General features: G+C 69.8%; 16 protein-coding genes and 1 tRNA gene. 15 read left to right on the forward strand and 2 right to left on the reverse strand.

Going from position 1 to position 14750, the window contains the following annotated elements:
• The first annotated feature begins 31 nt into the window (after positions 1–31).
• The gene (locus IEY17_RS16570) at positions 32–445 is read left to right on the forward strand and encodes a MaoC family dehydratase (protein WP_188988778.1); all 414 of its coding nucleotides are present in this window, start codon (positions 32–34) and stop codon (positions 443–445) included.
• Positions 446–542: 97 nt separating this feature from the next.
• On the opposite strand, the gene IEY17_RS16575 is transcribed toward IEY17_RS16570, so the two are convergent.
• Complete coding sequence (locus tag IEY17_RS16575) at positions 543–1772, reverse strand: pyridoxal phosphate-dependent aminotransferase (RefSeq protein WP_188988684.1); 1230 nt, start codon at positions 1770–1772, stop codon at positions 543–545.
• Between the two features lie 210 nt (positions 1773–1982).
• Between IEY17_RS16575 and IEY17_RS16580 the strand changes: the two genes are divergently transcribed.
• The 5 genes from IEY17_RS16580 (at position 1983) to rplA (ending at position 4782) form a co-directional block, all read left to right on the forward strand.
• A tRNA-Trp gene (locus tag IEY17_RS16580) sits at positions 1983–2055 on the forward strand.
• Positions 2056–2085: 30 nt separating this feature from the next.
• On the forward strand, positions 2086–2487 hold the full coding sequence (secE, locus tag IEY17_RS16585; RefSeq protein ID WP_188988686.1) for a preprotein translocase subunit SecE: 402 nt from the start codon (positions 2086–2088) through the stop codon (positions 2485–2487).
• A gap of 80 nt (positions 2488–2567) precedes the next feature.
• Positions 2568–3389: a transcription termination/antitermination protein NusG gene (gene nusG / locus IEY17_RS16590; RefSeq protein ID WP_188988688.1), complete on the forward strand. Its 822-nt coding sequence runs from the start codon at positions 2568–2570 to the stop codon at positions 3387–3389.
• Between the two features lie 157 nt (positions 3390–3546).
• On the forward strand, positions 3547–3981 hold the full coding sequence (gene rplK / locus IEY17_RS16595) for a 50S ribosomal protein L11 (protein ID WP_188988690.1): 435 nt from the start codon (positions 3547–3549) through the stop codon (positions 3979–3981).
• Between the two features lie 90 nt (positions 3982–4071).
• Entirely contained in the window at positions 4072–4782 is a 711-nt protein-coding gene (rplA, locus tag IEY17_RS16600; protein WP_188988692.1) for a 50S ribosomal protein L1, read from the forward strand.
• A 154-nt stretch (positions 4783–4936) separates the two neighbouring features.
• On the opposite strand, the gene IEY17_RS16605 is transcribed toward rplA, so the two are convergent.
• The gene (locus IEY17_RS16605) at positions 4937–5773 is read right to left on the reverse strand and encodes a hypothetical protein (protein WP_188988694.1); all 837 of its coding nucleotides are present in this window, start codon (positions 5771–5773) and stop codon (positions 4937–4939) included.
• A gap of 320 nt (positions 5774–6093) precedes the next feature.
• On the opposite strand from IEY17_RS16605, the gene rplJ reads away from it, so the two are divergent.
• The 9 genes from rplJ (at position 6094) to IEY17_RS16650 (ending at position 14750) form a co-directional block, all read left to right on the forward strand.
• The gene (gene rplJ / locus IEY17_RS16610; protein ID WP_188988696.1) at positions 6094–6621 is read left to right on the forward strand and encodes a 50S ribosomal protein L10; all 528 of its coding nucleotides are present in this window, start codon (positions 6094–6096) and stop codon (positions 6619–6621) included.
• Between the two features lie 86 nt (positions 6622–6707).
• On the forward strand, positions 6708–7094 hold the full coding sequence (gene rplL, locus IEY17_RS16615; RefSeq protein ID WP_188988698.1) for a 50S ribosomal protein L7/L12: 387 nt from the start codon (positions 6708–6710) through the stop codon (positions 7092–7094).
• 257 nt (positions 7095–7351) lie between these two features.
• A complete protein-coding gene (locus tag IEY17_RS16620) occupies positions 7352–8512 on the forward strand; it encodes an ABC transporter ATP-binding protein (RefSeq protein WP_188988700.1) in 1161 nt (386 codons plus the stop codon).
• Positions 8509–9300: an MlaE family ABC transporter permease gene (locus IEY17_RS16625; RefSeq protein WP_188988703.1), complete on the forward strand. Its 792-nt coding sequence runs from the start codon at positions 8509–8511 to the stop codon at positions 9298–9300. Before IEY17_RS16620 ends, IEY17_RS16625 begins: the two co-directional genes overlap by 4 nt.
• 4 nt (positions 9301–9304) lie before the next feature.
• Positions 9305–10147, forward strand: a complete 843-nt coding sequence (locus IEY17_RS16630; RefSeq protein ID WP_188988705.1) for an MlaE family ABC transporter permease — start codon at positions 9305–9307, stop codon at positions 10145–10147.
• A gap of 112 nt (positions 10148–10259) precedes the next feature.
• Positions 10260–11576, forward strand: coding sequence for an MCE family protein (locus IEY17_RS16635; RefSeq protein WP_188988707.1), 1317 nt, complete (start codon positions 10260–10262; stop codon positions 11574–11576).
• On the forward strand, positions 11573–12598 hold the full coding sequence (locus IEY17_RS16640; RefSeq protein ID WP_188988709.1) for an MCE family protein: 1026 nt from the start codon (positions 11573–11575) through the stop codon (positions 12596–12598). The genes IEY17_RS16635 and IEY17_RS16640 overlap by 4 nt, the downstream gene beginning before the upstream one ends.
• Positions 12595–13575, forward strand: a complete 981-nt coding sequence (locus IEY17_RS16645; RefSeq protein WP_188988711.1) for an MCE family protein — start codon at positions 12595–12597, stop codon at positions 13573–13575. The genes IEY17_RS16640 and IEY17_RS16645 overlap by 4 nt, the downstream gene beginning before the upstream one ends.
• On the forward strand, positions 13572–14750 hold the full coding sequence (locus IEY17_RS16650) for an MCE family protein (protein WP_188988713.1): 1179 nt from the start codon (positions 13572–13574) through the stop codon (positions 14748–14750). The genes IEY17_RS16645 and IEY17_RS16650 overlap by 4 nt, the downstream gene beginning before the upstream one ends.

Here is a 14750-nt window from a genome sequence, read left to right on the forward strand (position 1 = left end):
GGATCTGAAAGGGGCAGGCGTGAGCGTGCGGATGTCCGAAGTCGCCGTCGGCGACCAGCTGCCGGAGCTGGCGGTGCCCGTCACCCGGGCCGACCTGGTCCGCTACGCGGGCGCCTCGGGCGACTTCAACCCCATTCACTGGAACGAGCGGTTCGCGACGCAGGTCGGGCTGCCCGGCGTGATCGCGCACGGCATGTTCACCATGGCCCTGGCGGGGCGCCTGGTGAGCGAGTGGACCGGCGACCCGGGCGCGATCGTGCACTTCGGCGTCAGGTTCACCCGGCCGGTCGTGGTGCCGGACGACGACGAGGGCGCCGTGGTGGAGCTCTCCGGCAAGGTCGCGGCGAAGAACGACGACGGCACCGTGAAGGTCAGCATCACGGCCCGCAGCGCGGGCCAGGGGGTCCTCGGCGGAGCGTCCGCCACGGTCCGCCTCCCCGAGTAGACGCCGGGCTCCGGGCGCCTTCGACCGGGCGGTCAGGGCGCCCGGAAACGGAAAGCGGCCCGCCCCGGCGGGGGCAGGCCGCCGCCAGGTCGGTGGTTTACCTCGCCTCGCTGAGGAGTTCGCCCATCCGGGTCACGCCGGTGACCAGGTCCTCGTCGCCGAGGGCGTAGGACAGGCGGAAGTAGCCCGGGGTGCCGAACGCCTCGCCCGGCACGACCGCGACCTCCGCGTGCTCCAGCACGAGCTCGGCCAGCTCCACGCTGGTCTGCGGCCGCACCCCGCGGATCTCCTTGCCGAGCAGCTCCTTCACCGACGGGTAGGCGTAGAAGGCGCCCTGCGGTTCCGGGCAGCTGACGCCCGGGATCGCCGAGAGCAGCTCGACGATCTTGCGGCGGCGCCGGTCGAAGGCGGTGCGCATCTCCACCACCGCGTCCAGGGAGCCGCTGACGGCCTCCAGCGCGGCCCGCTGCGAGACGTTCGCCACGTTGGACGACAGGTGCGACTGGAGGTTCGTGGCCGCCTTGATCACGTCGGCCGGGCCGATCATCCAGCCGACCCGCCACCCGGTCATCGCGTAGGTCTTGGCCACCCCGTTGAGCACCACGCACGTGTCGGCCAGCTCCGGCACCACGGCGGGCATCGAGACGTGCTGCGCGTCGCCGTAGACCAGGTGCTCGTAGATCTCGTCGGTGATCACCCAGATGCCGTGCTCGACCGCCCACCGGCCGATCGCCTCGACCTGCTCCGGCGGATAGATCGCGCCGGTCGGATTGGACGGCGAGTTGAACAGCAGCACCTTGGTGCGCGGCGTCCGCGCGGCCTCCAGCTGCTCGACGGACACCAGGTACCCGGTCGACTCGTCGGCCGGCACCACCACCGGAACACCACCCGGGAGGGTGATCGCCTCCGGGTAGGTGGTCCAGTACGGCGCGGGCAGCAGGACCTCGTCGCCCGGGTCGATCAGGGTCTGGAACGCCTGGTAGACGGCCTGCTTGCCGCCGTTGGTGACCAGCACCTGGCTGGGCTGGACGGTGTAGGCGGAGTCGCGGAGCGTCTTCGCGGCGATGGCCTCGCGCAGCTCCGGCAGGCCCGCCGCCGGGCTGTAGCGGTGGTTCTTCGGGTCGGCGCAGGCGGCAACGGCGGCGTCCACGATGGGCTGCGGCGTCGGGAAGTCCGGCTCGCCGGCGCCGAAGCCGATCACCGGCCGCCCGGCGGCCTTGAGCGCCTTCGCCTTGGCGTCGACGGCGAGCGTGGCGGATTCGCTGATCCCGCCGATCCGCGCGGACACCCGCGCCCTGGTCTGCTGGTCTGTCTCAGGTGCGGCCATGTAGTGCATCCTGGCAGATGCAGCGTGTCCTCGAACACGCTCCCCACCTGCGGTGGAGTTGTTCATGACCGAGACACGGGGGGTGCGGTGCGAGCCCGCGCGGCGACGTGCCGTACACTTTCGGACCTGGGATGCCCGAACACCGTGGAACCCCGGTTCCATGGCGGGTTCGCGGTGTCCCGAAACTGCGGTCGGGCTCCAGGGCCGCGAAGGGGTGTAGCTCAACTGGCAGAGCAGCGGTCTCCAAAACCGCAGGTTGCAGGTTCAAGTCCTGTCACCCCTGCGTCGATGCGACGGTGAGCGGAGGATGGGCGTGAGCGAGGACCGCGAGCAGGAGCAGGACGGAGCGCGCGACAACGCCGCTCGTCCGTCCCGCGCTGCAGCGCGGCGCGAGCACCGTGCCTCCGCCCGTCCGACCGGCCGCAGGGGCCGGTCCGGCGAGTCGGGTTCCGGCTCGGCGCGCACAACTGAGTCGAAGGGTCGGCCGACTCCATCGCGGGACGGTCGGCAGGGTCGGGTATCGCTGTTCCGGAAGATCGGACGCTTCCTGCGCGAGGTCGTTGCCGAACTGCGCAAGGTCATCTGGCCGACGCGCAGGTCGCTGGCGACCTACACGCTCGTGGTGCTGGTGTTCGTCAGCGTCATGGTGGCGTTCGTGGCCGGCGTGGACGTGCTCTTCGCCAAGGGTGTGGGCTGGCTGTTCGGCTCCGGCTGAACATCCGCGGCCCCGCACCAGGTGTGCCGGCGGCGGAGCAGACGACCCGGCACAACGCACGAGAGGAAGCGAGACCGACTGTGACCTCCCACGAGGGTCAGGAATCCACCGGCCTCACCGACGAGCAGGTGCAGCCCGAGACCGAGCAGGCCGAGGCGACCGCGGGTTCGGTCGACGCAGTCGATTCCGCGGACGGCGCCGACTCCGGCGAGGACACCGGTACGACCGACCAGAACGAGGCGGCCGAAGCCGCCGACACCGACAACGAGCAGGCCGAGGCGGAGGACGCCGAGCCGGACCCGGTCGAGGAGCTGCGTGCCGCGCTGCTCCGGGCGCCCGGTGAGTGGTACGTCGTCCACTCCTACGCGGGCTACGAGAACAAGGTCAAGACCAATCTCGAGACGCGTGCCCAGACCCTCGACGTCGAGGACTACATCTTCCAGGTCGAGGTGCCGACCGAAGAGGTCACCGAGATCAAGAACGGCCAGCGCAAGCTGGTGCAGCGCAAGGTGCTGCCCGGCTACATCCTGGTCCGGATGGAGCTCAACGACGCCTCCTGGAGCGCGGTGCGCAACACGCCGGGCGTCACCGGCTTCGTCGGCGCCACCTCCAAGCCGTCGCCGCTGAGCATCGACGAGGTGCTGAAGTTCCTGGCGCCGCAGGTGCAGGAGAAGAAGGCCGAGGCGGGCAAGAAGGCCGCCAGCTCGGCCGCCGCGAAGCCTGCGGTGGAGGTCGACTTCGAGGTGGGCGAGTCCGTCACCGTCATGGACGGGCCGTTCGCGACGCTGCCCGCGACCATCAGCGAGGTCAACCCGGACGCCCAGAAGCTCAAGGTGCTGGTGTCGATCTTCGGCCGCGAAACGCCGGTTGAGCTGTCGTTCAACCAGGTTTCCAAGATCTGACCGCCCTCCCGCCTCGGGAGCGCGTCGGCTGCGCGCGGATCTGGCAGGAGCCGCGCGCAGGAGCGGGCGATGCCACCGTTTGTCGTGGTCTCGCCAGATTCGGTCCCGCCAGCAGGCGGGGCCGGGCAACCGGATAGCGAAGACACAGGAAGCAAACATGCCGCCCAAGAAGAAGAAGCTGGCAGCGATCATCAAGCTGCAGATCCAGGCGGGCCAGGCCAACCCGGCTCCGCCGGTCGGTCCGGCGCTGGGTCAGCACGGCGTCAACATCATGGAGTTCTGCAAGGCATACAACGCCGCCACGGAGAGCCAGCGCGGCAACGTGGTGCCGGTCGAGATCTCCGTGTACGAGGACCGCTCCTTCGACTTCAAGTTGAAGACCCCGCCGGCCGCGAAGCTGCTGCTCAAGGCCGCCGGTGTGCAGAAGGGCAGCGGCGAGCCGCACAAGACCAAGGTCGGCAAGGTCTCCATGGACCAGGTCCGCGAGATCGCGCAGACCAAGATGGCCGACCTCAACGCCAACGACATCGACCAGGCCGCCAAGATCATCGCCGGTACCGCCCGGTCGATGGGCCTGACCGTCGAGGGCTGACCGCGCGCGGCCGAGCCGCGACGCACCGTGGGAGGGCTCCAGCGCAGCCCGACCAACCACAACTGATCCACCTGACGAACAGGGACAGACATGGCAAAGCGCAGCAAGGCATACCAGCAGGCGGCCGAGCTGATCGACCGGACGCGGCTGTACGCGCCGGCGGAAGCCGCCGAGCTGGCCAAGAAGACCGCCAAGGTCAAGATGGACGCCACCGTCGAGGTGGCCATGCGGTTGGGCGTCGACCCCCGCAAGGCAGACCAGATGGTCCGCGGCACCGTGAACCTGCCGCACGGCACTGGTAAGACTGCCCGCGTCATCGTGTTCGCCGTCGGCGACAAGGCCAGCGAGGCCGAGGCCGCCGGAGCGGACGCGGTGGGTTCCGAGGACCTGATCGAGCGCATTCAGGGCGGCTGGCTCGATTTCGACGCGGCGATCGCCACCCCGGACCAGATGGCCAAGGTCGGCAAGATCGCGCGGATCCTCGGTCCGCGCGGCCTGATGCCGAACCCGAAGACCGGCACCGTCACCCCGAACGTCGCCAAGGCGGTCGCGGACATCAAGGGCGGTAAGATCAACTTCAAGATCGACAAGCAGGCCAACCTGCACATCGTCATCGGCAAGGTGTCGTTCGACACCGACAAGCTGGTGGAGAACTACGCGGCGGCCCTGGACGAGATCCTGCGTGCCAAGCCGGCGGCGTCGAAGGGCAAGTACCTGAAGAAGGTCACCTTCACCACCACGATGGGCCCGGGCATCCCGGTGGACCCGAACATCACCAGCGGGCTGCGGGCCTCCGCCTGACGGGGCTTTCACCACTCGCCACGAGGGCGGGCCGACCCCAGTGGTCGGGCCCGCCCTTCGTGCGTTCTGCGGCACCAGCCGTCAGCGCGAACCCCCACCAAGAAACGAGCGCCCAGGTTTAAAGCATCGAACCTGGAAACCTGCGTCGGTCGGGTCAGCTGCAGCTGGAGGTGCGGAAGCCGTAGCCGGTGATGGCCCAGCCGCCGTCGGGTTGGCGGGTGAGCTTGAAGGTGCCCAGCTGCGGGCCGCCCGCGACCTGCACCCGGCAGTGCAGCACCAGGACCTGGGGTTGGCTCAGGTCGCCGTACACCGCGTTCTCGCCCAACCTCGGGTTCGCGTAGGCGTTGCGATCGGTGATCCGGGCGTGCAGCTGCTGGGCGGCGGTGGCGCAGTCCGGGGCCTGGTGCGCGGCCGCGAAGTAGCTGCGGCCGGCGGTGTCGAAGTAGGCGCACGCGGCTGCCGGATCGTCCCCGCGGAGCAGGTTGTAGACGTCGAGTACCGCGTCCTGCGGAGTCGTCGCCTTCATCGGCGTCGCGTCGAGGGCACCCGTGCCGGTGCCGGTGCCGCCGGAGCCGCCGCTGCCGCCGAAGAAGCTGTTGACCAGGGCGTTGAACAGGTACATCGCCAGCAGGACGGCGAACAGGAGGTAGATGAGGCGACGGACCAGCTTGTAGCGCAGCAGGCCGAGAGCTCGTTTCCAGGCCGGCTTCTTCGGGGCCGGGGCCGGTGGGGCCGGGGCCGGTGGGGGAGAGGCCGCGACGTTGCCGCCGCCCTGCGCCCGCTGCCATTCCTTGAACCGCTGGAACTCCAGGAACTGCTGGTACTGGCGGTACTCCTCGTCGTCAGCGGTCGGCCGGGGGGCCGCCGCGGTCACCTCGCTGCTGACCACCTCGGCGTCGACGACGTCTCGGTTCGCGGGCAGGTTCGGTTCGGCCTCCGCGTCGCGGCGGCGCTGCCCGCCGTGCTCGGGCGACTCCTCATGATCGGCCACGTCCCACATGATGCCCGCCCGTACCAGCGGGGTCACGAGGGATGATCCGGCCGGAATCCGGGGGGCGCTGGAACGCGCTGGACGGCGTCGCGTACGCTGAATGAGGTTCCACCCAAGACCGCTGGTCTTCTCCGCGTCCGCGAGGGCCCGGAGAACTAAGGTCCCGTGAGATGCGGGCGGCCCGCGCAGGAGGGACGAGGCAGTTCGTGCGTGCTCAGCGCGCCCATGATCTTCACGCCCCGTGCTTGCTGCGCCGGGGCGTTTTGTCGTCTCAGGACCGACTGGATGCGGCTCTCAGTCGGAGATAGAGAGGAGGCGACATGGCGAAGCCCGACAAGGTCGATGCGGTCACCGAGCTCGCGGATCGGTTCAGCACCGCGACCGCTGCGGTCGTGACCGAGTACCGCGGGCTGTCCATGGCGCAGCTGTCCGAGCTGCGCCGTGCCCTCGGTGCGGGCACCACGTACCGTGTCGCGAAGAACACGCTGGTCAAGCGTGCTGCCGAGCAGTCGGGAGTCGAAGGGCTTGACGATCTGTTCGTCGGCCCGACCGCGATCGCCTTCGTTGAGGGCGAGCCCGTTGACGCGGCCAAGGCCCTGCGTGAGTTCGCCAAGGACAACAAGGCCCTGGTGATCAAGGGCGGGTACATGGACGGCCGTCCGCTGTCCGTGTCCGAGGTCGAGGCCATCGCCGACCTCGACTCGCGCGAGGTCACCCTCGGCAAGCTGGCCGGGGCCATGAAGGCCAAGCTGAGCCAGGCCGCCGCGCTGTTCCAGGCGCCGGCGTCCCAGGTGGCTCGACTGGCTGCTGCCCTCCAGGAGAAGAAGGGCAGCGAATCCGAGTCCTGAGTCCGCGCGGATTCGGAATTCGGTCGCAGGAACTCCCCTCCCGGACGCCTGCCGGGTCCGGGTACTGAACGGAAAGGAACGCCGCCGTGGCGAAGCTGAGCAACGAAGAGCTGCTGGAAGTCTTCAAGGAGATGACCCTCCTGGAGCTGTCGGAGTTCGTGAAGCAGTTCGAGGAGACCTTCGACGTCACCGCCGCCGCCCCGGTTGCCGCCGTGGCCGCCCCGGCTGCCGGTGCCGCCGCCCCGGCCGCCGAGGAGCAGGACGAGTTCGACGTCGTCCTGGACAGCGCCGGTGACAAGAAGATCCAGGTCATCAAGGTCGTCCGCGAGCTGGTCTCCGGGCTGGGCCTGAAGGAGGCCAAGGAGCTGGTCGAGGGCGCTCCGAAGGTCGTCCTGGAGAAGGTCGACAAGGAGAAGGCCAACGAGGCCAAGGGCAAGCTGGAGGACGCCGGCGCCAAGGTCACCCTCAAGTGAGCTCCTGACTCACCGTCACAGGGCGGGCACCCGCGGTCGCGGGAGCCCGCCCTTTGTGTTGCGCGGAAAAGGGAAATGCTTCTTCCGGACAAATCTGGTGGCCCCGAAATCCCCAGTGAACTGGTGAGTAACCGCGACGCGACGGGCTCGTTGCACAGGTGTGACGCCGCTGACCTTCGTTAGGCGCGTCACATGTGCCAGAGTGCCTTCCCGGGGTGCGCCCCCGGCAGGTGAGACCCACGAACGCGGAGGTTCGGATGGGCGTCGAGGTGGTCGTCGACGGGCTGTCGAAGTCCTTCGGCGCGCAGACCATCTGGCGGGATGTCACCCTGACGCTTCCGCCCGGCGAGATCAGCGTGCTGCTGGGACCGTCGGGCACCGGCAAGTCGGTGTTCCTCAAGTCGCTGGTGGGGCTGCTCAAGCCCGAGCAGGGCAGGGTCGTGATCAACGGCGTGGACATCTGCACCTGTTCGGAGCGCCAGCTCTACGAGATCCGCAAGCTGTTCGGCGTGCTGTTCCAGGACGGCGCGCTGTTCGGTTCGATGAATCTCTTTGACAACATCGCGTTCCCGCTTCGCGAGCACACCCGCAAGAGCGAGTCGCAGATCCGCGAGATTGTGCTCGAGAAGATGGAGATGGTCGGTCTCCTCGGCGCGGAGGAGAAACTGCCCGGTGAGATTTCCGGCGGTATGCGCAAGCGGGCCGGACTGGCCCGCGCGCTGGTGCTGGACCCCGAGATCATTCTGTTCGACGAACCGGATTCCGGTCTCGATCCGGTGCGCACGGCGTATCTGAACCAGTTGATCGTCGATCTCAATGCGCAGATCGACGCGACTTTCCTGATCGTCACGCACGACATCAACACGGCGCGGACGGTGCCGGACAACATCGGCATGCTGTTCCGCCGCAACCTGGTGATGTTCGGGCCGCGGGAGGTGCTGCTGACCTCGACCGAGCCGGTGGTGGAGCAGTTCCTCAACGGCCGCCGCCAGGGGCCGATCGGCATGAGCGAGGAGAAGGACGCCGCGCAGGCCGCCGCCGAGCTCGCGCAGCTGCGCGACCACGAGGTGGGCGTGCCGCAGATCGTGCCGCAGCTGGACGTGTCACCGGGGTTGCCGGAGCGGGCCGCGGTGCGGCGGCGCAAGGACCGCGTGCTGCGCTCGCTGCGGAACCTGGCCCCGGCCGCGCAGCGGGAGATCCTCAAGACGCTGACGCCCGACGAGCTGGCGTTGTACGGCTTCGCCGCCCCGGCCACCGGGGCGTGGCCCACCGAGCCGGTGCCCCAGCGGGTTCCCGTGGCCGAGGTGCCGCCGCAGATGCGCCCGACACCGCGGCCACGTCAACCCGACCCGATCGTCGAGGAGCCCGCCGAGACGTCCCGTCGGCGGTGGTTCGGTCGCAAGCGGGGTGCGCGGTGAGCGCTCCGTCCCAGGTGCGGTTCCCGGGCGCGGCCGGGCTACGCGAGACCGGCCGCCTGTTCGCGCTGGCGCTGGACGTGGTGCGTGCGATGCCCAGCCGTCCGTTCCAGGTCCGCGAGTTCATCCAGCAGTGCTGGTTCGTCGCCAGCGTGACGATCCTGCCGACGGCGCTGGTGTCGATCCCGTTCGGCGCGGTCATCGCGTTGCAGCTGGGGTCGCTGACCCGGCAGATCGGTGCGCAGTCGTTCACCGGCGCGGCCAGCGTGCTGGCGATCATCCAGCAGGCCAGCCCCATCGTCACCGCGCTGCTGATCGCCGGGGCCGGTGGTTCGGCGATCTGCGCCGACCTGGGCTCCCGCAAGATCCGCGACGAGATCGACGCGATGGAGGTGCTGGGCGTCTCGCCGATCCAGCGGCTGGTGGTACCGCGGGTGCTGGCCGCGATGCTGGTGGCGTTGCTGCTCAACGGCATGGTCAGCGTGGTCGGCGTGATGGGCGGCTACACCTTCAACGTGATCATGCAGGGCGGGACGCCCGGGGCCTACATGGCGAGCTTCAACGCCCTGGCGCAGCTGCCGGATTTGTGGATCAGCGAGCTGAAGGCGCTGATCTTCGGCTTCCTGGCCGGGGTCGTCGCCGCCTACCGCGGGTTGAACCCGCCGCCGGGGCCAAAGGGCGTCGGGGACGCGGTGAACCAGTCGGTGGTGATCACCTTCCTGCTGCTGTTCGCGGCGAACTTCATCCTGACCACGCTGTACCTGCAGCTCGTGCCGCCGAAGGGGATGTGACGACATGCCGGTTGCCCTCTCGGAGCGTGCCAGGCGCGCGGCCAGGCGGCCGCTGCAGCTGCTGGACGACCTCGGCGACCAGATGTCGTTCTACCTGCGGTCGCTGGCGTGGATCCCGAAGGCCGTCACCCGCTACGCCAAGGAGACGCTGCGGCTGCTGGCCGAGGTCAGCTTCGGCAGCGGGGCGCTGGCGGTGATCGGCGGCACGGTCGGCGTGATGATCGGCCTGACCCTGTTCACCGGCACCGTCGTCGGGTTGCAGGGCTACGCCGCGCTCGACCAGCTGGGCACCTCGGCGTTCGCCGGCTTCGTCTCGGCCTACTTCAACACCCGCGAGATCGCCCCGCTGGTGGCCGGGTTGGCGCTGTCGGCGACGGTCGGGTCGGGTTTCACCGCGCAGCTCGGCGCGATGCGGATCTCCGATGAGATCGACGCCCTGGAGGTCATGGGCGTGCCGAGCCTGCCGTACCTGGTGACCACCCGGGTGGTGGCCGGGTTCATTGCGGTGATCCCGCTGTACGTGCTGGGGCTGCTGACCTCCTACATCGCCGCCCGCGCGGTCACGATCTACGTCTACGGCCAGTCGGCGGGCACCTACGACCACTACTTCACCCTGTTCCTGCCGCCCGAGGACGTGCTGTGGTCCTTCGGGAAGGTGCTGGTGTTCAGCGTGGTGGTGATCATGACGCACTGCTACTACGGCTACCGCGCCAGCGGCGGTCCGGCCGGGGTCGGCGTCGCGGTGGGCCGCGCGGTGCGGACCGCGATCGTGACCACGGCGCTGCTCGACTTCTTCCTCAGCCTCGCGATCTGGGGCACCACGACGACGGTTCGGATCACCGGATGAGTACCCGGAGTTCGTTGACAGCGTCCGTGCGGGACACCCGCACCCGAGCGTCCGTGCGGGACACCCGCACCCGGTCGGCTTTTCTGCGCGGGAGGTGTGGACATTGCCGCTCATGACGCCTCAGGTCCTGCGGCGTCGGGCGCTGGGCCTGGCGTTCCTGCTGTGCATGGCGCTGTTCGTCAGCCTGACGGTGGCGGTCTACCAGAAGAAGTTCACCCCCAGCGTGGACGTGGTGCTCCGGGCCGCGTCCACCGGCAACCAGCTGCTGCCGGAGTCGGACGTGAAGGTCCGGGGCATGGTCGTCGGCCGCGTGGTGAGCGTGAAGTCCACAGGGGACGGTGCGGAGCTGTACCTGGCGCTGGACCCGGAGCGCGCGAAGGAGCTGCCGTCGAACGTCTCGGCGCGGCTGCTGCCGCGGACGCTGTTCGGTGAACGCTACGTGTCGCTGGAGCTGCCCGAGCAGGCCGCGGCCGACACGTTGACCTCCGGCGCGGTCATCGAGCAGGACCGTACCCGCGCGGGCATCGAGCTGGAGCAGGTGCTGGCCGACACGATGCCGGTGCTGCAGGCCGTGCACCCCGACGACCTGGCGGTCACGCTCAACGCGCTGGACCAGGCGCTGGCCGGGCGCGGCAAGCCGCTGGGCGAGACGCTGTCGCAGCTCAACACCTACCTGGACGGCATCAACCCGTCCGTGCCGGACCTGCGGGAGAACCTGCGGGAGCTGGTCGGCGTCGCGCAGACCTACGAGCAGGCCGCGCCGGACGTGATCGAGGCGCTGGACAACCTCAGCACCACCGCCCGCACCCTCGTCGAGCAGCGGCAGAACCTGACCGCCCTCACCGGGCAGCTGACCACCACATCTGGTGACCTCACCATGTTCCTGCAGAACAACCGGCAGAACATCATCCAGCTCGGCGAGGCGCAGCGGCCGACGCTGGACGTGCTGGCCAAGTACGCGCCCGAGTACCCGTGCTTCCTGCGGGAGATGGCCGAGTTCGTGCCCCGCATCCGCAGGGCGTTCGGCGAGGGCACGCCCGAACCGGGGCTGCACATCACCCTGGAGATCACCCCGCACCGCGGCAGGTACGTGCCGGGCCAGGACGAGCCGGAGTTCGCCGACAAGCGCGGGCCTCGCTGCTACGACGTCGACCCGCTGCCCGACCCGGTGCCGGAGTACCCGCCGGACGGGCCGTTCAAGGACGGCTCGGTGCCGCCTCCCGCGTCCCGCCCGGCCGGCGGCCTGACCCCGCCCGCGAGCACCGCGCCGCAGTCGGTGTCGGCCACCTGGGCGAACTCCCCGGCGGAACGGGACCTGGTGTCGGTGCTGCTGGCTCCAGCGCTGGGCCGGTCGGCCGGTGACGTGCCGGACTGGGGTTCGCTGCTGGTCGGGCCCGTGCTGCGCGGAGCGGAGGTGAGCTATCGGTGAACGGACGCAGCATCACCGGACCGCTGGTCAAGTTCCTGATCTTCGTGGTGGTCACGGTGCTGGCCACCGGGCTGCTGGCGATGACCATCGCCAACCGGGACCTGCGCGCGGCGGAGTCCTACACCGCGCGCTTCACCGACGTCACCAACCTCAACGTGGGCGACGAGGTGCGGATCGCCGGGGTGAAGGTCGGCGAGGTGGAGAGCATCGAGGTGGTCGACCGGCGCATCGCCGAGGTGCGGTTCAACGTCGCCGACCGGCGGCTGCCCGCCACCGTGACCGCCACGATCAGGTACCGCAACCTGGTCGGCCAGCGCTACATCGCGCTGGAGCAGGGTCCTGGTGACGCCGGTGGCGAGCTGCCGCCAGGCGGGCTGATCCCGCTGGAGCGCACCCGTCCGGCGCTGGATCTCACCGTGCTGCTCGGCGGGTTCAAGCCGTTGTTCCAGGCGCTGTCGCCGGAGGACGTCAACAAGCTGTCCTACGAGATCATCCAGGTGCTGCAGGGCGAGGGCGGCACGGTGGAGAGCCTGCTGGCCCACACCGCGTCGCTGACCTCCACCATCGCCTCGCGGGACGAGGTGATCGGGCAGGTCATCGACAACCTCAACGGTGTGCTGGGCACGGTCAACGCCCGCGACCAGCAGCTGTCCGAGCTGATCGGCCAGCTGCAGCAGGTGGTGTCCGGGCTGGCCGCGGACCGGGACGCGATCGGCGACGCGCTCACCGCGATGGACGGGCTGACCACCACCACCGCGGGCCTGCTCACCGAGGCGCGGCCGGGGTTGCGGCAGGACATCGCCGCGCTGGGGGCGCTGTCGCAGAACCTCAACGGCCACGAGGCGCTCACCGAGCAGGTGCTGCGCACCATGCCCGGCAAGCTCGAGACGATCGGCCGCACCGCGAGCCACGGCTCGTGGTTCAACTTCTACCTGTGCAAGGCGTCCGGCACGGTCGGCGTCGGCACCATCAGCCTGCCGCTGCCGCTGCAGCCGGTGACCCAGCCGAGGTGCCAGCGATGACCCCATTCTCGCAGCGCGACCCGCTCCGGATCGGCATCGTCGGCCTGCTGGCGCTGGTGCTGGTCCTCCTGCTCGCGCTGAACATCGAGCGCCTGCCGCTGATCGGCGGCACCACCTACACGGCGCACTTCACCGAGGCGGCCGGGCTGCGGCCGGACAACGAGGTGCGCATCGCCGGGGTGAAGGTCGGCACCGTCACCGACGTGGAGCTGGTCGGCGACCACGTGGAGGTCAGCTTCCGCGTCGGCGACGCGTGGCTCGGCGACCGCACCACCGCCGCGATCAAGATCAAGACGCTGCTCGGGCAGAAGTACCTGGCGCTGGACCCGCAGGGCAGCCGGGAGCTGTCGCCGTCCGAGCCGATCCCGGTGCAGCGCACCATGTCGCCCTACGACGTGATCGAGGCGTTCAGCGACCTGTCGACCACGGTGGACAGGATCGACACGCGGCAGCTGGCGCAGAGCTTCCGCACCCTGTCGGACACCTTCGGCGCAACCTCCGACGAGGTCAGCGGGGCCCTCGACGGCCTGTCCCGGTTGTCGCAGACGATCTCCGCCCGCGACGAGCAGCTGGAGCAGCTGCTGGACAACACCGCGCGGGTGTCCAGAACCGTCGCGGACCGCAACGCCGAGTTCGAGAAGCTGCTGGCCGACGGCAACCTGCTGCTGCAGGAGATCCGCGCCCGCCGCGACTCGATCAGCGCGTTGCTGGACGGCACCCGCGAGCTGTCCGCGCAGCTGTCCGGCCTGGTCGACGACAACGCCGCGCAGATCGGGCCGACGCTGCAGCAGCTGGACCGGGTCACCAAGATGCTGCAGCGCAACCAGGACAACCTGAACCGCAGCCTGGAGATGTTCGCCCCGTTCACCCGGCTGTTCGCCAACGTGCTGGGCAACGGCCGCTGGTTCGACACCTACATCTGCGGCCTGCTGCCGCCCGCCATCGGACCGATCAACCAGAAGGGCTGCCAGCCATGACCAGCGCGAAACCCGTGCGTGCGCTGTCGGTCGCGGTGGTGCTCGTGCTCGTCGCCACCGTGGCGGTGTGGTGGTCGTTCTTCGGCGCCACCGAGCGGCGGATCACCGCCTACTTCACCGCCGCCGTGGGCATCTATCCCGGCGGGGACGTCCGGATCCTCGGCGTCCCGGTCGGCACCGTCGACGCGGTGGTGCCGCAGGGCACGCTGGTGCGGGTCGAGATGAGCCTGGACCGGGACGTCCAGGTGCCCGCCGACGCGGGCGCGGTGGCCGTCGCGCCCAGCGTGGTCAGCGATCGGTACGTGCAGCTCACCCCGGTCTACCGGGGCGGACCGGTGCTCGGCGACGGCGCGGTGATCCCGCACGAGCGCACCGCGATCCCAGTGGAGCTGGACCAGATCTACCGCAGCCTCGACGAGCTCACCCGGGCGCTGGGGCCCGGCGGCGCCAACGCCGACGGGGCGCTGACCGACCTGCTCAACACCGGGGCCGCGAACCTCGACGGCAACGGGCAGACCCTGGCGGAGACGATCCGCAACCTCGGCGAGGTGGGGACCACGCTGTCCGGCACCAGCGACCAGCTGTTCGCCACCGTGGACAACCTGCAGAAGTTCACCACCATGCTGGCGCGCAACGACGACCAGGTGCGCCGGTTCACCACCCAGATGCAGCAGGTCAGCTCGTTTCTGGCCGGGGAGCGCGAGGACATGAGCGCGGCCATGGCCGAGCTCGCGGTGGCCCTCGGCAGGGTGGAGGCGTTCGTGCGGGACAACCGGGAACTGCTGAAGTCCAATGTGGACCAGCTGAACTCGGTGGCGACCGTGCTGGTGCGGCAGAAGGCGGCGTTGAGTGAGTCGCTGCGCAACGCGCCGCTGGCGCTGAGCAACCTCAACAACGCCTACAACGGCGCATCCGGCACCCTCGACACCCGCGCGGACATCAACGAGCTGAACCAGCCGCCCGTGGTGGCGGTGTGCAAGCTGCTCCAGCAGCACAGCCCGGCGGACGTGCCGAAGGACATCAGAGACGCCTGCGCCGCGCTGCAACCGGTCCTCGACGGCGTGGTGCAGCTGCCGACCCTCGCGGAGACCCTCAACTCCGTGCAGCACGGCACGCTCCCGCCGCTGCCGCTGCCCCTGTCCGGCAGCACCCAACCCGCGGGAGGTGTGCGGTGA

The organism is Saccharopolyspora thermophila (assembly GCF_014646075.1).
In the GTDB taxonomy this organism is placed as follows: Bacteria; Actinomycetota; Actinomycetes; order Mycobacteriales; family Pseudonocardiaceae; genus Saccharopolyspora; species Saccharopolyspora thermophila.